Consider the following 17,326-nt stretch of genomic DNA (forward strand, 5'->3'; position numbering starts at 1 on the left):
CCCAAGGGCAGTCGGACCGCTAGGAGAACTTGCGGCGGTAGGTGATCGTGGCGAGGACGTACGCGATGACGAGGATGCCGACGCACCAGGCGAGGGCGATCCAGATGTCGGCGCCGACCGGCTGCTCCGTGTACAGGGCACGAATGGCGTTGACGATGGACGTCACCGGCTGGTTCTCGGCGAAGGCGCGTACCGGGCCGGGCATGGTGTCGGTGGGCACGAAGGCCGAGCTGAGGAACGGCAGGAAGATGAGCGGGTAGGAGAACGCGCTCGCGCCGTCCACGGACTTCGCGGTGAGACCGGGAATGACGGCGAGCCACGTCAACGCCAGGGTGAACAGGATCAGGATGGCGGTGACCGCGAGCCACGCGAGCGGTCCCGCCCCTGAGCGGAAGCCCATGAGCAGAGCGACGAGCACGACGACCACGAGTGAGATCAGGTTGGCGACCAGCGAGGTCAGCACGTGCGCCCACAGCACGGACGACCGCGCGATCGGCATGGACTGGAATCGCTCGAAGATGCCGCTCTGCATGTCCATGAAGAGCCGGAACGCGGTGTAGGCGATGCCGGAGGCGACCGTGATGAGCAGGATGCCGGGCAGCAGGTAGTTCACGTACGAGTCGGATTCGGTTCGGATCGCGCCGCCGAACACGTAGACGAACATCAGCATCATGGCGATCGGCGTGATGACGGTCGTGAGGATGGTGTCCAGGCTTCGCGTGATGTGACTCAGTGACCGTCCCAGAAGGACGATCGTGTCGATGAAGAAGTGCTTGGTCATCGTCGCTCCTCTGTCGACGCCGGGTCCTTGCGGGAACCGACGAGTGCGAGGAAGACGTCCTCGAGGCTCGGTTGTTTCTCGACGTGTTCGAGCTTGGCGGGCGGGAGCAGCTTCTTGAGCTCGGCGAGGGTCCCGTTCACGATGATCCGGCCCTCGTGCAGAATCGCGATCTGGTCGGCGAGTTGTTCGGCCTCGTCCAGGTGCTGCGTCGTGAGCAGGACCGTCGTGCCCTGGCCGGCGAGTTCCCTGACGGCCTGCCACACCTCGAGGCGTCCTTCGGGGTCGAGTCCGGTCGTCGGCTCGTCCAGGAAGATGACCGACGGGTTCCCGACGAGGCTCATCGCGATGTCGAGGCGGCGACGCATGCCGCCCGAGTAGGTCGACACCCGCCGCCCGCCCGCGTCGGTCAGCGAGAATCGGGCCAGCAGATCGTCCGCGATCTTGCCAGGGCCCTTGAGGTGCCGCAGCCGGGCGACGAGCACGAGGTTCTCCCGGCCGCTGAGGATTTCGTCGACGGCGGCGAACTGCCCGGTGAGGCTGATGGACTCACGTACCTTCGCGGCCTGCGTGGTGACGTCGAAGCCGTTGACGCCGGCAGTTCCCGCGTCGGCTTTCAGCAGGGTGGACAGGATCTTCACGACCGTGGTCTTGCCTGCGCCGTTCGAGCCGAGCAGCGCGAAGATGCTGCCCCGCGTCACGTCGAAGTCGACGCCGCGCAGCACGTTCAGCGTCTTGTACGACTTCTCCAGGCCTTGCACGTGTATTGCGGGGTGTGTCGTCATTGGACGCTCCCGAGAGTGGCGGCGAGTTCGCGCACGGCCTGAGCGACGGCTGGGGAGTCGTTGCGGAGGATCTTGCTGTGGTTGCTCGCGACCTTGGCGCTCACCTTGACGTTCGGGTTGGTGGCGAGTACCTGGGCGAGCACCTTCCTGCCCTGTTCCATCTCCCCCGCCTCGCTGCCGAGGCTGTCTCCGGTGGCCATGACGAACCGCATCGGGCGCGTCAGGCGTTCGAGGATCGGCACGCTGTCGGCGGCGATCTGGTTGAGTTCGATGTTGACGTCGGCGTGCTCGTCGGCGCTCATCCGCGCGCCCAGGCCGAACAGGGCGGCGATCGGCAGCAGCAAACGCCACTGGCGGAACATCTTCCGGATCCGCTCCCGGCCGGCCTCACCGGTCAGACCGACCGGAAAGGCGTCCACGGTGACCGCGGCCAGGACGCGGTCCGGGTTCCGGTCGGTCCAGTGCCAGCCGATGATGCCCCCGTAGGACCAGCCGACCAGCAGCGGCTTCTCCACGCCCCTGGCGTCGAGGACGGCGTCCAGGTCTCGCAGGCATGCCTCGAACGAGTAGTCCGCCGATCGCTTGGACTTGCCGCGGGCGCGCTCGTCGTAGGTGATGTGGCGGTAGTCGGGACCGAGGTCTGCGATGACGCGCTTCCAGTGCTTCTGGTCGGCGTAGGCGCCGTTGAGGTAGACCACGGGTCGGCCGGGACCGCCTGTGTCACGCACGTACGGCTCGGTGTCGTCGACCGGGAGCATGCCGGTCCACGCGGGCGAGTTCACGTTTCTCTCCTAAGTAGACGGTGGGTCAGGCCCAGGTGACCGGAAGCTCGTGGACGCCGTAGATGTGCATGTCGGTCCTGAGCTTCACCTCGCCGGCCGGGACAGCCAGCCGAAGCGTCGGGAAGCGGCGCAACAGTCCCTCGAAGCCGGCGCGCATCTCGATGCGGGCCAGCTGCTGGCCGAGGCACTGGTGGATGCCGTGCCCGAAGGCGACCTGACCGCGGACCTTGCGGTGCACGTCCAGAACATCCGGCTTCTCGAACCGTTGCGGGTCGCGGTTGGCGGCCAGCAGCGATACGACGACGGTCGAGCCGGTGGGGATGGTTTCGCCGCCGAGTTCGATGTCCTCCGTGGCGTAGCGGTAGAAGATGTCGGCCACGGACAGGTAGCGCATCAGCTCCTCGACCGCGTCGGGGAGCAGTTGCGGGTTCTCGCGCAGTTCCGCCAGTTCCGCAGGGTGCTCCAGGAGAGCGAACGTCCCCAGCGCCAACATGTTCGCGGTGGTCTCGTGCCCCGCGAGCAGCAGCAGGAAAGCCATCCCGGACAGTTCCTCGATGGTGAGGTCCTCGTCGCGGGCCAAGTCGGACAGGATGTCCTCGCCGGGGTTGGCGCGCTTGCCCATGACCAGTTCGGCGAGGTAGCCGAACATGGCGCCGATAGCGGCCATCTTGTCCTCGAGCGTGATGTCCCGTTCCATGAACTTCGAGGAGTTCGACTGGAAGGTCTCGCGGTCCGCGTAGGGGACGCCGAGCAGCTCGCAGATCACCAGCGACGGCACCGGAAGCGCGAACTCCTTCAACAGGTCGACCGGCGGGGTCAGGCGGGCCAGCTCATCCAGCTGCCGCTCGGTGATCGCGATGATGCCCTCTTCGAGCTGCTTCATCCGCTTGACCGTGAAGGCTCCGGTCAGCTTGCGGCGCAACCGGGTGTGGTCCGGCGGGTCCATGCTGATGAACAGACCCGGTGTCTGCGGGGACGGTTCGGCGGCCCCCGGCATGCCGGGGGTCTCGAACGGCACGTGGATGATGCCGATGTCCTGGCGGTTGCTGAACCTGGTGTCGGCCATGACCTGGCGCACCGCGTCGTACCCGGTGACCAGCCAGCCCTCGTGACCGTCGGGGAACACCATGGGGCTGACGGGCCGGGCCCCGCGCACGGCGGTGATCCGGCTGGGCGGGTCGAACGGGCCCGCGTCACGCTCCATCGGCAGGCCCTGCAGGACAGAAGCCGTGTGGCTCATCGGATTCCCTTCGTGGTGGTTGTCGCCACCACGATCACCGGGAGTCCAGACACGGGACTGTCACGGCGCTGACACGGGCCGTGCCCGTGTCAGCTCGGCACGTCAGGGAGCGAGGGTGACCGCCACCAGGTCACTCCAGCTCGTCTCCGCACCCACCCGAGCCGCCTCGTCGAACGCCGCGTCGCCGAGATGGCTTCGCACTGCCCGCTCGATCCGGTCCACGTCGGGGTGGGAAAGATCCGGTAGTCCGCGCACGGCGGTACTCGCGGCGAGCAGTTGTGCCGCCTGCTCGTGCTGGTCGCGGCGCAGTGCCAGGTCCGCGACCGCCACGAGCACATGCGCGATCGTGGGCGCGTACCCCACTTCAGCCGCCGCCTGGCATGCGCCCGCGAGGAACTCCCCTGCCTCGTCGAGATCGTCGGTGAGGCAGCTGGACAGCGCGTGGGTCGCGGCGCGAATGCTCACCTGGTCCGCTTCGTCGCCCCACACGCTGGTCGCGACGCCGAGCTGCTCGCGCACCGCGTCGACATCGCCGCTCCACCGGGCGAGATCCGCCTTCGCGAGAGCGAGCATGGCCAGCGCGTCCGGCCAGGTGACGCCTTCCGCGCACCGCCCGGCTTCGGCCATGGCGGCCGCGCTCGCGTCCTTGTCGCCCATCAGCCAGTACAGCTGAGCTTGTCGCGCGCGCATCCTGATGACGTCGTCGACGGCACCGATTTCGCTGATGACCACGATCGCCTCTTCGTAGTGCTCGCACGCCTCGGCGAACTCACCACGCGTGGCGATCCGGTCCGCCAGCTCGGTCAGGGCGAACGAGATCCCGAACCGTTCGCCGAGCACCCGGAACTCGACGAGCGCCTCCTCCAGGAACTGATCCGCCTCCGGCCCGCCTTCGCCGACTGCGACCCGCATCTTCCCGAGCTGCAGCCGGCCTATCGCACGCACCCAGGGATCCTCGCTGTCCAGCGCCACTTCCCACGCGGACGGACTCTTGTCAGGCTCCCGCACCATGCGTTCCAGCGAGGCGACCAGGCCCAGCATCGGATGGCGAACCTCAAGGCGCTGGTAGAGCTCGTAAGTCCGGTGGATCCACTCCGCGGCCTGGCGTTCGTCACCCAGCCCGGAACTCACGAACGTCACGACGAGGCCGTACACCCACGCCCGGATCTCGTCGGGCACCTCGCCCGGAGTCTCGGTGGCCGCGAGGATCAGTTCCAGGCCTTCGGACTTGTGCCCGACGAGCCACCAGTACCAGCCGGCGCCCGCCGCCAGCCGCATCGCCGCATGCGCTTCACCGGCCGCGAGCGCACCACGCATCGCAGCACTGATGTTGTCGTGCTCGGCACTCAGTGCGGCGAGCCAGGTGAGCTGCTCGGCGCGCAGCAGGTGCGGCGCCGCTGTTTCGGCGAGCTCGGTGAAGAAGGCGAGGTGCGCCTGCCGAGCCAGCTCCGACTCCCCTGCCTCGGCGAGCCGGTGCGCGGCGTACTCCTTGATCGTGCCGAGCATCCGGTACCGCGGTGCGCCCTCGTCACCGACGACCAGCAGCGACTTCTCGGTCAGCGAGGTGAGCAGGTCCAGAACCTCGTACTCCTCGACGGCCTCATCCGCGCAGACCCGCTCGGCCGCTTCCAGACTCGCTCCGCCGGAGAACACCGCGAGTCTGCGCAGCACCACCCGTTCGGCGTCGGTCAGCAGCTCCCAGCTCCAGTCGACCATCGCGCGCAACGTCCGGTGGCGGGGCAACGCGGTGCGGCTGCCTCCGGTCAGCAGGCGGAACCGATCGTCGAGCCGAGCGGCCAACTGGTCGACGGACATGGTGCGCAACCTGGCCGCGGCCAGTTCGATCGCGAGCGGCATCCCGTCCAGCGCCCGGCAGACGCGCGTCATCGTCGCCACCGTGCCGGCGCCGACCACGAGGTCGGCGCGCACCGCGGCCGCTCGTTCCCGCAACAACTGCACCGCCGCCGGCAGGTCCAGCGGTCCGACCGGCCACAACGCCTCACCGGTGATGCCGAGCGGCTCCCTGCTGGTCGCCAGAATTCGCAGCCGGCGGCACTCCCCCAGCAGCCGATGAGCGAACGCCGCCGCCGACTCGATCACGTGCTCGCAGTTGTCCAGGATCAGCAGCACCTCACGCTCACGGATCGCGGTGATGAGCCGCTCCACCGGCTCCGCGTTCGGCGCGTCCCCGAGCAGCGCGTCCCGGAGGCCGAGTGCGGCGAGCGTCGCCTGGGCCACGTCACCATCCGGACCGATGGGCGCAAGCTCCACGAGCCACGCGCCGTCCGGCATGTCGCCGAGCAGCGTGCGCGCGGTTTCCGTTGCCAGCCTGGTCTTTCCTGAACCGCCGGGGCCGATCAGAGTGGTGAGCCGACGCTCGGCGACGAGACCGCGGACCGCGGTGACGTCCGCGTCCTTGCCGATGTAGCTGGTCAGCTCGGCACGCAGGTTGGTCCTGCGGTTGTCGTCACGCCGGCCGACCTCGCCGCGCAACAGTGCGATGTGCAGCGCGGACAGCTCCGGTGAGGGGTCGACGCCCAGCTCGTCGGCCAGGGCTTCCCTCATGCGCTGGTACGCGAGAAGCGCCTCGCTGTTGCGGCCGGCCGCGACGAGTGCGCGCATCAGCGCGATGACGAGCTTCTCCCGCACGGGATGCGCGGCCACCAGGTCGGTCAGTTCAGCGACCAGCTCCGCACCACGACCCAGCCCGAGCTCCGCGTCGAACCTGTCCTCCACCGTGGTCAGGCGCAGCCCTTCCAGCCGGGTGGCCGCGGCCTCGAACGCAACGCTGTCCTGCAAACCGACGTCCTGCAAGGCCGGGCCACGCCACAACTCGAGAGCGTCACGCAGCCGCTGAACCCGAAGCGGTCCCTCGTCGGCACGAGCACGGGCACCGAGGCGTTCGAACCGCACCGCGTCCACCGCATCGTGCTCCACCGCCAGGCGGTACCCGTCCGTCAGCCCTTCGACCGACAGGTCCGGCAGCGCCTTGCGCAGCCGGGAAACCAAGCGTTGCAAGGCATTGGGCGCGTCGGCAGGTGGGTTCTCGCCCCAGATCCAGTCGACCAGCGTCGCCTTCGGGACCACGCGACCCGGTTGGAGCGCGAGGGCGATCAGCAGCGCACGCAGCCGTGCACCTGGCACGTCCGCGAGAGTGCCATCGTCCGCGCGAACCTCGAACGGTCCCAGAATCCCGATTTGCACCTGCCCGATCCTGCCACGGCTGACTGGCAGTCCCCTGACAGCGGACTCAGCCGGCAGCGCGGTGGACGACGATGTCGTCGAGCCGGGTGCGAGCATGCACCTTGACCTCGGGGTTGTCCTGCGTGAACACCGTGCTGCGCACCAGACCCTTCGTGCTCTTCGCGTCGATCTCGGCTGAGGTGCCCTCACTGACACCGATCTCGATGCCACCGGAGGCGTTCATCGCCTCCACCCGGCCACGCGTGACCCGTCCGATCCGGATGGGACAGCCGGCCGCCTTGGCGACGACGCCGCCGTCGGCCCGGCCGATGTCGAAGCTGCCGTTCGAGCCGCCCAGATCGACGTCGGAGCGGGCGTGGCCGATCCAGACCTTTCCGGTCGTGCCCTGGTACCTGACGACGCCCTCGACCTCGCCGATCCGCACATCGGCCGAGCTGCCCTCGATCACGGCGGACCCCGTGACGTGCCTGACCGCGAGCCCGCCCGTCCCGAGGTTGCCCCGCAGTGCGGCGACGCGGTCGAGCTGGACCTGCCCCGACCCGATGTTGACCTCGCAGTCGCCGAGCACGCCGTCGGCCCGCACCTCCGTCCACGCCGTGTTCAGGATCAGGCCGGATCCGGCGGGCAGTTCGATCGTGATGGCGACGGAGCCGTTCTGGTCACCCGACTTGGTCGTCTTGACCGCCAGCACGCCATCGGCGAAGTCGACCGCGGTCTTCTCGGCGACCTTCACGTCCTTCGAGTTCGCGCTGTTGACGGGCTCGACCCGCACCACCGTGTCTGTCCGTTCACCGGCGGTGATCCGGACGCGGGCTCCCGCGGTGGTCAGCGTGGCGGTGATCGGGTTCGGCGTGGTGAACGTGGGCATGTCGTGTCTCCCGGTGTCGGCTTTCGTGGTTGTGGTGACCACGTTCGCCAACTGGCCGGACACAGGGCTGTCACGGCCCTGACGCCGGTGACGTCACCGATGTCAGGGCCCGTGTCAGCGCAGACCGATGGTGGCGTTCCAGCCGGTGCTTTCCCACCTGCCACGAAGTCGCTCGTTCGCGCCGAAAGCACTCAGAACACGAATGTGCAGTTCACCACGCTGTACTTGCCCGAAACCACGTCGTGCCACTCGCGATTCCACGTGCCGCCCGCCTTGGCACAGACACCCGGCGCCTTCGCCTCTGCGTCGTCCTCACCTGAGATCAGGCCACCGGCGTCGATGTCGAGGACGCGCTCGGTGGATGGCTCGAACACGAACGCGCAGGTCACCATGCTGTACTCGCCCAAGGTCTGACCCGGGGTGAACCACGCCACGTTGAACCTGCCGCCCACCTGCTCGCAGATGGCCGGTCCCTTCGCTTGCGCCTCGTCGTTGCCGAACAGCGGGCCACCGGCGGGAATGGTCAGCAAGCGCGTCGTGGTCTGCACGGCGGAGGACGGCGGGCCGGAGGACGTCGTGACGACAGACGACTTCGAGACGGGCTGCGACGAGACCGTCGGCGAGGAGACAGGCTGCCCCAAGGACCGGACGAGTGGGTACAGGGTGATCGCCAACGCGGTCACGGCCAGCAGGACGAGTGCCGTGACGACCCAGCCACGCCACCCGCCGAGCGCGCGACGCGGGCGCTGAGCCTGGTCTCGCAACAATCGGGTTCGTCGCGGATCGGCCGCCGCGCCGCCGAGGCCAGGCAGCCTCGTGGTGGCGTCAGCGAGGCCGGTCGGGACGGGGTGCCGCGAGGTCGTGAGGGCTGCGCGGGCCGCCATTGCCAGTGCTCCAGCACTCGGATAGCGGTCTTGGGGGTTCTTCGCCAGCGCGCGGATCACGACGTCGTCCAGGCCGGGCGGAAGGTTCGGGCGGAGGGCGCTCGGCCGTGGCGGCGGGGTTTGGAGGTGGGCGAACATCATCGCCATGTTGTTCTCACACGGGAAAGGGAGCTGTCCGGTGAGCAGTTCGTGGAGCACACAGCCCAGGGAGTAGTTGTCGACGGCCCGCTGGAAGGCGTCCATCGCCGGAACTGGCTGCAGCCGCTCAGGCGCTGTGTACGCGGGGCTGCCGAGCGCGGCATCGCCGGTGCTGGTGTCGAGTGAGTTGTGGACGATGCCGAAGTCGATGAGGTAGGCGAACTCGTCCGCACCCGCCCCGACGACGATGACGTTGGAGGGCTTGACGTCGCGGTGGATCAGGTTCTCGGCGTGCGCAGCATCGAGTGCGGCGCCGATCTGCCCGACGATGTGCACCGCACGGGCAGGGTCCAGTGGCCCTTCTCGACGGAGCAGGGAGCCCAGGTCGACGCCGTCGACCATGCGCATGTCGATGAACAGCCGGCCGTCGATCTCACCGAAGTCGTGGATCGGGATGATGTGCGGCTCACGCAGACGGGCAGCCACTTGGGACTCACGCCGAAACCGGGCCTGATAGCCCATGTCGGAGGCCAGACCGACCGACAGGAGCTTCACAGCGACAATGCGATCCTTGACGGTGTCGTAAGCGCGATAGACCTCGCCCATGCCACCGCGACCCAGTAGCGACTCCAAACGGTACGGACCGAACATTCTCGTCGCCGAAGTAGCACTGCCGGGATCGATCACTTCGCAGATCCTTCGGGGAGTCGCCGTTCGAGGAGCGCAACCGGTCATACCGTACCAGTCGAGTGAATGCCGCCCGCGGGATTGCCACGCCAGGTACTTGGCACGCCGAATGGTTGATTCCGATGGGCGATAGCTACCGTGCCTGACGTGGGCTGCCGACCACAGAGAGTCGCTGGACGGTCCGGCCCCGTCTCGGCCGTCCGCCCCGGACGCGGGCGAGTGCGGAGTTCTGGCATCCCACTGGAGTCAGATGCAGCCCTATACGGGCCCTACTGAGCCTGCCGCGAGGCGACCAATGACTGTGCGTTGACGGCGGACGGAGTCAACATGGCGCTGATCGAGCCGGACTTCCTTGTATCCGCGGGCGTGGGAGCCAGTGCTCAGAGCGAACCTGTTCACAGAGACGGAGAAGGGCTCCCTCCAGGCAGGGACGCAAACCTGGCCCCCGCTTTCGACGCGCGATGTCAAAACCTGTATTGATCAACAATTCGTTCGACGAGGGCTGCGCGACGAGAGACCCGAGCACCTTGACGCCGAGGATTCGCCTGCAATCACAACAGCACCGGGTGGACAAGTCTCTACTTCGTTCGCACCAAGGCAACTCCGCCCACCAGGACGATCTGCCGCCGCGAGACGCCGCCACATGAGTCCGGTCGGGTCCGCAGGCCACCACGACACCTTGCACACGAAGCTCGGTAACGGCTGTCAACACAGTACTCGTCCGTCAGGCTGATCATGAACCTATGCATTTAGCGGTCAAATCAAATGTAAACTTAAGCATGATGACCGGATGAACGCATACTTCGCGCCGCTTGGAATGCATTTCCGCTCTTTTGGGTTCTGCCGAACGAGCCGTCGTCCTGCGTACCGTGTTGGTACGCCGCGCGGTTCGGCGAGCGCGAGGTGATGGTCCTTGTTGCCCCAGCCGCTGCACCACGCCATCGTTGTCGTGGATGTCGGCGAGCGTGCGAATCGGGCGCCACGTCGCGGTCGCCGGACAGTGCGGCTACCTGCCGGACCGGTCGCTCGCACAGGGCGTGACCGAGCAGACCCGGCTCGCCCTGTGGAACCTGGCCGCCGCGCTGCGAGCCGTCGGCGCCAGTGCGGACGACGTGATCGCCGTGCAGGCGTTCCTCACCGACACCGACGACTTCGACGAGTTCAACGCCGTGTACGCGGAGTTCTTCGCCGAGCCGTGCCCGGCCAGGACCACCGTCTACTGCGGACTCCGGCCGGGGTGCTGGTCGAGGTCAGCGCGTGGGCGGTGACCGGTGAGCCGTGATCCGGTGACCTTGGACGACGTCCGCTCCGCCTCCGACCGGCTGCGCGGTGTCGCCCACCGCACGCCCGTCCTGCGGTCCCGCACCCTCGACAGGGCCGCCGGCACCGAGGTGTTCCTGAAATGCGAGAACTTCCAGCGCACAGGCTCGTTCAAGGTGCGTGGCGCCTACAACGCCGCGTCGCGCCTGCGGGTTGCGAAGGGCCTCACGACCTACTCCTCCGGCAACCACGCCCAAGCCGTCGCGCTCACGGCCCGCGAACTCGGTACCACCGCCGTGATCCTCATGCCCGCGGACGCCCCGAAGTCCAAAATGGACGCGGCAGCGGGCTACGGCGCCGAGATCATCACCTACGACCGCTACACCGACGACCGCGAGGCACTCGGGGCCGGCCTGGCCGCCGAACGAGACCTGACCTTCGTCCCGCCCTACGACCACGAGCACGTCATCGCCGGACAGGGAAGCTCCGCACTCGAACTGCTGGAGGACACCGGACCTCTCGGCGCGCTGGTGGTCCCGGTCGGCGGCGGTGGGCTGATCGCGGGCAGTGCCACCGCCGCGACCTCCCTGCACCGCGGAATCCGGGTGATCGGCGTCGAACCCGAGGCCGGGGACGACACCCGGCGCTCTCTCGAAGCCGGACACCGGATCTCCGTCCCCGTGCCCCACACGATCGCCGACGGCCAGGCCGCGACCATCCCGGGTGAGCTGACCTTCGCGATCAACCAGCGCCTGGTCGAAACCGTCGCCCTCGTGACCGACGACGAGATCCGCGAGGCGATGCACTTCGCCCTGACACGACTGAAGATCGTCCTCGAACCCAGTGGCGCCACCGGGTTGGCGGCTCTGCTGTGCGGACGCGTACGACCCACACCGCGCCGGATCGGCGTGATCGCCTCAGGCGGCAACCTGGATCTCTGACGACTGATCGACGCGGATCCCCGGCGATGGATCAGGTCATCGCGTGGGCACTGCCGAGATGCCCGGCCGAGTCGCGCGGCTCGTCGATCCGGCAGTCCCCAGACTCACCAAGACGTCGGTGTGCGCGGCTTGGGCAAGGCAAATGGTCGATGGCGCCGGACCTGGTGTGAGGGAGCGCTTCCGCCAGGTCTGCGATCATGCTGCGCCACGGATCGTCATGAGCATTTTCGCAGTGCGGCAATCGATCGTCGCGAATGAGGAACCTGACCCGCGCGAGCCTCAGCGTGCGAACGCAGGAAGTCCGCCCAGGTGACAGTCATCCGGCACGGCGTCGGATCGAAGCGACAGTGCGCGAACGCCCAGGCCCTCGGTCCACGCTCATACGGGCGTGTCCGGACTGGCCAAGAGCCGGAGCAACGTCACGCGCCAAGGGCACGAGCTAGTGGTGCGTCTCGGAACGTTGGCGAGGTAGGCGAAGCAGGCCGGCACGGCCGCGATCATGCCGGATGATGCGTGGACTCCGGTCGCACCAGAGCCGTGCTCAGCAGCCCCGCTCACGGCATTTCAGCGTGTGGATCGCGTCTCGGGCGAGGTGCTTCATCACGCGGTCCATCGCTTCCCTCAGCGTCGTCACCCCGTTGCCGTTCACGTTCAGAGCCTCCACCTCCACCATGAGCGCCATGTTGCCGGTGACGGCAGCGAGCCGCCCAGGGTTGAAGAAGGCGCCATCGGCTTCGACGTCGCCGACGGGGGTACTGCTCTCGTACGACTTCAACCAGTACGCCGCCCGCGCCTCGCCGGTTCCGTCCTCGTTGTCACCGAAGCGCTGCAAAGAGATCGTCACCTGGCGGAACGCCGGATCACCCAGCACTTCCGGAGCGAACTCGTAGTACTTCTGGATGTTGAGCGGCCGCTCGCCATACGCGCGAAGGCACTCGGTGCGCTCCACCGCCGACGAGTCATAGATCGTCGTCGCCACGGTCGGCTGACTTTTGGGAGGCAATCCGCTGGCGAGCTCGGCGAGTGCCTCCCTCGACAAGAGCTGGCACGAGTCGATCGGTTCAGGACGTGGTTCCGCGGTACTGCAGCTGCTGATCACCATCGCGGCGAGCAGCCACCCCCAGGCTCTGCGCATCCGCCGAAGTTAACAACTCCGCTCGCTCCTGTCCGCGTTTCACACCGGATGATGGTCGGCAACACGCCGACGTCTGCTGGTGGGGTCGCGATCAACCAGGCCTCCGCGAGGGTCCGAACTTGGGCTGCCAGCCCGTTGATCACCGCCTGGCGCGTCCGAGGTGCCGGGTGAATGCCACCGCCAGGTCGGTGCGTGTCACGAGCGCGACTCCTCATCAGGCGGTTGCGAACGTCCACTGTGGATGGTTGTGGGCGAATCGGTCGTCCCGACCGCGTTTCCTCGGCTCGTGGTGTCCGTGACCGCGGTCGGCTCTCCGCCGCGGCCGTGCCAGATGTCGCGCAGCACGACCTGGATGACACCGGCGACCGGGATGGCGAGCAGTGCACCGAGTATTCCCGCCAGTTCGGTCGCCAGAAGCAACGCCACGAGGACGGTCAACGGATTGAGCTTGACCGTCCTGGAGAAGATCACCGGTTGCAGCAGGTGGTTCTCCAACTGCTGGTAGACGATGAAGAAGATGACCACGGTGATGGCCGCCGGCACCGAGTGGATGAGCGCGGCGACGCCGGCGACCACCGCGCCGAGAGTGGCACCGATCAGGGGGATCAGGTCGGCGATCGCGACGAAGATCGCGATCAACTCGGCGAACGGCACACCGAAGACCTTCAGCACGACGTAGGTCAGCACACCGCAGATCGCGCTGATGAGCAGATTGCCGGAGATGTAGCCGGTGACGGTCTTCGCGCAGTCGCCGCCGACGCGGCGAATGCGTTCCGCCCGCCGCGCCGGGAACAACGAGAGCGTCCCCTCGACGACCTTGGGGCCTTCCAACACGGCGAGGTAGGCCAGGACGAAGATGGAGATCGTCGCGACGATTCCGGTGACCGCGCTGCGCAACAGGCCCAGCGCCGGGGTGCCGAGCCCGGTGGCGAACTCCCGGATGCGTTCTTCGTTGTCTCGGGCGAACTCCAGCGCGTTGGTGCGTTCCAGTAGCGTCCCGACCGGCCCTCTCCCGCCACGGGCGTCCGCGATCATGTCCGGCAAGGCCGCCGCCAGTCGGGTGCCCTGCTCCGCCAGCGGTACGGCGAACAGCGTGAGCACACCGCCGAACGCCAGCACGACCACGAGGAACACGATGAGCGTCGCCAGCGAGCGGGGACACCGTCTGACGTGGTGTTGCAACCAGTTCACCGCCGGGTACAACGCGACGGTCAGAACGATGGCGATGAGCATCCACACGAGAACTCGTTGAACGTGCATGACGAACACGACGGACACGACCGTGGCCAGGACCAGCCCGATGGCCGCGAGGATGGTACGCACCGGAACCTTGTAGGCGCGTCGGCTCGGCATCTCGCCCATCACTCCCGTCCCGGTCGTCCTGCGACCGTTTTCGGGAAACGCCGAGGACGGCGTCAGTCTGGTTTCCGACGCACGAAGTGCTCTCAGCACCACCGAACTTACGCTGGTGGTTCGTGCGCCGCTTTTTACGGGCGTCGAGACCTGCCACCCTCATCAGGCAGTCGCCGGCCCAGCCGTGACGTTGCTGTGGGCGTTGTTCGTGCCGGAGACCGCATCCGTGCGGGTTGAGCGGCATGGTGATGGGGTTGGAGATCGCGGACGAGTCGTTGTCGGCACTGATCACGCAGAGGTGCCTGACGCGACGGCCACTCGCGGTGCTGGTCTCGGTAGTGGCGTTGACCGCGGTGATCGAGATCCCGCAGTCGCTCGTCAGGCGCGGTCTGTGCGAGACACAGGACTTGTTCAACAACAGCGCCGGAGCCGTGGTAGCGGCCGGTTACGTGGGCATGACGTGCCCGCCCCAATCGGCAGGAAGCCGGCCTGGCCCTCGTGGAGGCGGGCTACGGCACGCGGAGAACCCCGGTAGAGGAACCGTGCGATGGTCGGATCGACGAAATTCTGCAAGTGGCGAGCCGCCGGTACCGCGCACAAAAGCGAGAGCGTTGGGCAACCACTCGCGACACTCCGGTCGGCCCGGTGCTCGAATTGGCCGGAGATCTCGATGCCGCCACGGCTTCTCTTGCGCCCGAGCCAGCCGAGGCGCTCACGCTGGAGGCGGGACAGCGGGTCGTCCTCGGTCTGAGCGGACTGCGGTTCTGCGACTCCAGCGACATCTCGTGCAGACTGACCTGTGCAGACGTACTCATCGGCACGCACAACGCCGAACGCGGCGATGCGTTCATCGTGCCGACAGGAACTCGGCGACCGGCATCACCTTTCGGCTGACGTGAGCCCCACCGGCGGGCCCGTGCATTTACTACCACAGGATGATTCGCAAGCACCCGAAGGATGAGGTGTCATGGACCGGAATTGGCGAGACTAGAACCGTGCATCGTCATCTGCGCAAGGCCAACTGGTTGTGACCATTCCGCCCAGAGTCCTGGTGGGCAGGCGCTGGCTCGTGCTGGCGATCTTGTGTGCCAGTCTGCTGCTGGTGTCCGTGGACGCCACGGTGCTGCACATGGCCTTACCCGCGTTGGCGGAGGACCTGCGACCCACCGCCACCAGCCAACTGTGGATCATCGCGGTCTATTCGCTGGTCGCAGCACCCCTGCTGCTCGCCTTCGGCACGTTGGGCGATCGCTACGGCCGGCGCCGGATTCTGGTGCTCGGATACGTCGTGTTCGGACTGGCCTCACTCGCCTGCGCGTGGGCACCCAACGTTGCGGTGCTGATCGCTGCGCGGGCCGTGCTCGGCGTCGGCGGCGCGATGATCATGCCGGCCACGCTGTCGCTGTTGCGCCAGGCGTTTCCCGACCGTGCCGAACGCCAGACGGCCATCGGCATCTGGAGTGGAGTGGCCGGTTCGGGGGCGGTGCTCGGGCCACTGCTCGGCGGCTTCCTGGTGGAGACGTTCTCCTGGCACGCCGCGTTCCTGATCAACGTGCCGGTGATGGTCATGGCGATTCCGTTGACCTACTGGCTGATCCCGGAGTCCGCGGACCCGCCGGACGGGCCGTGGGACGTGCTCAGCGCGGTGCTGGCCGGGCTGGGCATCATCGGGGTCGCCTTCGCGATCAAGCAGACCCCGCACGGCGGGACGATGTACGTGGTCGGTCCGGTCGCCGGGCTGCTCGGGTGCCTGTTGCTCGTGGCATTCGTCCGGCGGCAACGAAAACTGGCTGTTCCGCTGCTCGACGTGACGCTGTTCCGCGACCGCGCGTTCAGCGTCGCGGTCGGCAGCGTCCTGCTGGTCATGACCTCGTTGGTGGGTCTGGGTCTGCTGTTCGCCCAGTACCTCCAGCTCGTGCTCGCGCTGCAGCCCATGCCCGCCGCGTTGCGACTGATGTTCGTCATGGTCTCGGCGATCATCGGCAGTCTCGTCGCCGGTCCGTTGTTGCAGCGGTTCGGGAACCGTCTGATGACGATCGCCGGGTTCGCGGTCAGCGCGGTGGCCCTGGCGGTCTGCGCCGCAAGTCTCACGGTGACCGAGAACCTGTGGCTACTCGGACCGGTGCTGGCCGCGACCGGCTTCGGTGTCTCGATCTCGCTCACCGCCGCCTCCGACGCCCTGCTCGCCGCCGCACCGGCCGAGCAGGCGGGCGCGGCAGCCGCTGTGGAGGAGACCGCCTACGAGCTCGGAGCCGGGCTCGGTGTCACGATTCTGGGCAGCGTGGCAACCTTGATCTACTCGGCCGGTCTTCCCGGCGAGGCGGCACAAGCTCGCGACGGTCTCACCGAGGCGACAGCCGCTGCCGCCGGGCTACCGCCCGAATCGGGCTCTCACCTGCTCGAGCTAGCCCGTGCCGCGTTCGTGACAGGCCTGCGAGCCGCGCTGGTGCTCGGCGTCGTCCTGTTCGTCCTCGCCACGATCGCTGCGGCACGTGCGCTGACCACAACGAAGGAATCACACAACGATGACAGAGCTTGATCTCAAGACCAGCACGACACATCCGGCCCAGCCGGATGTCAGCGGCGGCTGGCGCACACCCGACCGCCTGTACCGGCTGATCAGCAGCCCGGTCCTGCGCATGATCCTCGGGTGGGACCTGCCCCGCCACGACCTGCGCGTGATCAACCGCCGCCCCGGCACGATCTGCCTGGAAGTAGGCAGCGGCGGCGGCTTCTACACCACGGCGCTCAAAACCCACCTGGGCGGCGAGAACACCCTGATCGCCCTCGACCCGTCCCCGTCGGCCATGCGATCACTGCGGCACCGGCTGGACGGCGTACCCGGCGCGCGAATGTCCTATGTGGCCGGTGACGGCTGCAAGCTTCCGCTGGCCGACGGCCAGGCCGACACCCTGTTCTACGGCTACAGCCTCGAAGAGATGCCCGACCCGCTGGCAGCCATTCGCGAAGCACACCGGGCACTTCGACCAGGCGGAGAACTCGTCCTGTTCCTCTGGCGCCCCGTGTTCACCCGGCAGCGCCGCCGCCCGGTCGTCGCTCTGCTGGACGAACTCTTCGAACGCCATCGCGCCTCGGCCGGCCCGCAGAACATCCGCCTGACCTACCGAAAGCTCGCCGAGTGACAGCATTGCAGGCGGCCGCGCAGCATGCGGATCGCGTGCGGCGCTGGGGATGGTTCGTCCTCGAACGAAGCGGATCCGCCGAGGTAACCGGCGATCAGGTCAAGGGCGGAGCGGTCCTCGACACCGGT

Annotated in this window: 14 protein-coding genes; 5 read left to right on the forward strand and 9 right to left on the reverse strand. The window is 67.8% G+C overall.

Going from position 1 to position 17,326, the window contains the following annotated elements; genetic code table 11:
- Positions 1 to 19 precede the first annotated feature (19 nt).
- The 7 genes from SK854_RS41925 to SK854_RS41955 form a co-directional block, all read right to left on the reverse strand.
- Complete coding sequence (locus SK854_RS41925) at positions 20 to 781, reverse strand: ABC transporter permease (protein ID WP_319980707.1); 762 nt, start codon at positions 779 to 781, stop codon at positions 20 to 22.
- A complete protein-coding gene (locus SK854_RS41930; RefSeq protein ID WP_319980708.1) occupies positions 778 to 1,563 on the reverse strand; it encodes an ABC transporter ATP-binding protein in 786 nt (261 codons plus the stop codon). Before SK854_RS41930 ends, SK854_RS41925 begins: the two co-directional genes overlap by 4 nt.
- Positions 1,560 to 2,345, reverse strand: a complete 786-nt coding sequence (locus SK854_RS41935) for an alpha/beta fold hydrolase (RefSeq protein WP_319980709.1) — start codon at positions 2,343 to 2,345, stop codon at positions 1,560 to 1,562. The genes SK854_RS41930 and SK854_RS41935 overlap by 4 nt, the downstream gene beginning before the upstream one ends.
- Before the next feature lie 25 nt (positions 2,346 to 2,370).
- Positions 2,371 to 3,585, reverse strand: a complete 1,215-nt coding sequence (locus tag SK854_RS41940) for a cytochrome P450 (protein WP_319980710.1) — start codon at positions 3,583 to 3,585, stop codon at positions 2,371 to 2,373.
- A 102-nt stretch (positions 3,586 to 3,687) separates the two neighbouring features.
- Entirely contained in the window at positions 3,688 to 6,789 is a 3,102-nt protein-coding gene (locus SK854_RS41945) for a BTAD domain-containing putative transcriptional regulator (RefSeq protein ID WP_319980711.1), read from the reverse strand.
- A gap of 46 nt (positions 6,790 to 6,835) precedes the next feature.
- Positions 6,836 to 7,657, reverse strand: coding sequence for a DUF4097 family beta strand repeat-containing protein (locus SK854_RS41950; protein WP_319980712.1), 822 nt, complete (start codon positions 7,655 to 7,657; stop codon positions 6,836 to 6,838).
- 191 nt (positions 7,658 to 7,848) lie between these two features.
- Positions 7,849 to 9,330 carry a serine/threonine-protein kinase gene (locus SK854_RS41955; protein WP_319980917.1) on the reverse strand — a complete coding sequence of 494 codons (1,482 nt, stop codon included), beginning with the start codon at positions 9,328 to 9,330 and terminating at the stop codon, positions 7,849 to 7,851.
- Between the two features lie 989 nt (positions 9,331 to 10,319).
- Between SK854_RS41955 and SK854_RS41960 the strand changes: the two genes are divergently transcribed.
- Both SK854_RS41960 and SK854_RS41965 read left to right on the forward strand, forming a co-directional pair.
- A complete protein-coding gene (locus tag SK854_RS41960) occupies positions 10,320 to 10,634 on the forward strand; it encodes a RidA family protein (RefSeq protein WP_319980713.1) in 315 nt (104 codons plus the stop codon).
- A gap of 3 nt (positions 10,635 to 10,637) precedes the next feature.
- Complete coding sequence (locus SK854_RS41965; RefSeq protein ID WP_319980714.1) at positions 10,638 to 11,567, forward strand: pyridoxal-phosphate dependent enzyme; 930 nt, start codon at positions 10,638 to 10,640, stop codon at positions 11,565 to 11,567.
- A gap of 541 nt (positions 11,568 to 12,108) precedes the next feature.
- Here the strand turns inward: SK854_RS41965 and SK854_RS41970 are convergent.
- Together SK854_RS41970 and SK854_RS41975 are read right to left on the reverse strand one after the other, a co-directional pair.
- The gene (locus tag SK854_RS41970; RefSeq protein WP_319980715.1) at positions 12,109 to 12,546 is read right to left on the reverse strand and encodes a hypothetical protein; all 438 of its coding nucleotides are present in this window, start codon (positions 12,544 to 12,546) and stop codon (positions 12,109 to 12,111) included.
- Between the two features lie 351 nt (positions 12,547 to 12,897).
- Entirely contained in the window at positions 12,898 to 14,025 is a 1,128-nt protein-coding gene (locus SK854_RS41975; RefSeq protein WP_319980716.1) for an AI-2E family transporter, read from the reverse strand.
- Positions 14,026 to 14,700: 675 nt separating this feature from the next.
- Between SK854_RS41975 and SK854_RS41980 the strand changes: the two genes are divergently transcribed.
- From SK854_RS41980 to SK854_RS41990, 3 genes are all read left to right on the forward strand, one after another.
- Positions 14,701 to 14,949 (forward strand): STAS domain-containing protein, encoded by a 249-nt coding sequence (locus SK854_RS41980; RefSeq protein ID WP_319980717.1) that lies wholly within the window; start codon positions 14,701 to 14,703, stop codon positions 14,947 to 14,949.
- A 157-nt stretch (positions 14,950 to 15,106) separates the two neighbouring features.
- Positions 15,107 to 16,594 carry an MFS transporter gene (locus SK854_RS41985; RefSeq protein WP_319980718.1) on the forward strand — a complete coding sequence of 496 codons (1,488 nt, stop codon included), beginning with the start codon at positions 15,107 to 15,109 and terminating at the stop codon, positions 16,592 to 16,594.
- Positions 16,581 to 17,198 (forward strand): class I SAM-dependent methyltransferase, encoded by a 618-nt coding sequence (locus SK854_RS41990; RefSeq protein WP_319980719.1) that lies wholly within the window; start codon positions 16,581 to 16,583, stop codon positions 17,196 to 17,198. The genes SK854_RS41985 and SK854_RS41990 overlap by 14 nt, the downstream gene beginning before the upstream one ends.
- Positions 17,199 to 17,326 lie beyond the last annotated feature (128 nt).

Origin of the sequence: Lentzea sokolovensis, assembly GCF_033949975.1 — a bacterium.
GTDB classification, from domain to species: Bacteria; Actinomycetota; Actinomycetes; order Mycobacteriales; family Pseudonocardiaceae; genus Lentzea; species Lentzea sokolovensis.

What these genes read in the sequence shown, in the direction of transcription:
- SK854_RS41950 (WP_319980712.1), bottom strand. Translation starts at nt 7,657, where the DNA reads ATGCCCACGTTCACCACGCCGAACCCGATCACCGCCACGCTGACCACC.
- SK854_RS41940 (WP_319980710.1), bottom strand. Translation starts at nt 3,585, where the DNA reads ATGAGCCACACGGCTTCTGTCCTGCAGGGCCTGCCGATGGAGCGTGAC.
- SK854_RS41960 (WP_319980713.1), top strand. Translation starts at nt 10,320, where the DNA reads ATGTCGGCGAGCGTGCGAATCGGGCGCCACGTCGCGGTCGCCGGACAG.
- SK854_RS41925 (WP_319980707.1), bottom strand. Translation starts at nt 781, where the DNA reads ATGACCAAGCACTTCTTCATCGACACGATCGTCCTTCTGGGACGGTCA.
- SK854_RS41990 (WP_319980719.1), top strand. Translation starts at nt 16,581, where the DNA reads ATGACAGAGCTTGATCTCAAGACCAGCACGACACATCCGGCCCAGCCG.
- SK854_RS41955 (WP_319980917.1), bottom strand. Translation starts at nt 9,330, where the DNA reads ATGTTCGGTCCGTACCGTTTGGAGTCGCTACTGGGTCGCGGTGGCATG.
- SK854_RS41930 (WP_319980708.1), bottom strand. Translation starts at nt 1,563, where the DNA reads ATGACGACACACCCCGCAATACACGTGCAAGGCCTGGAGAAGTCGTAC.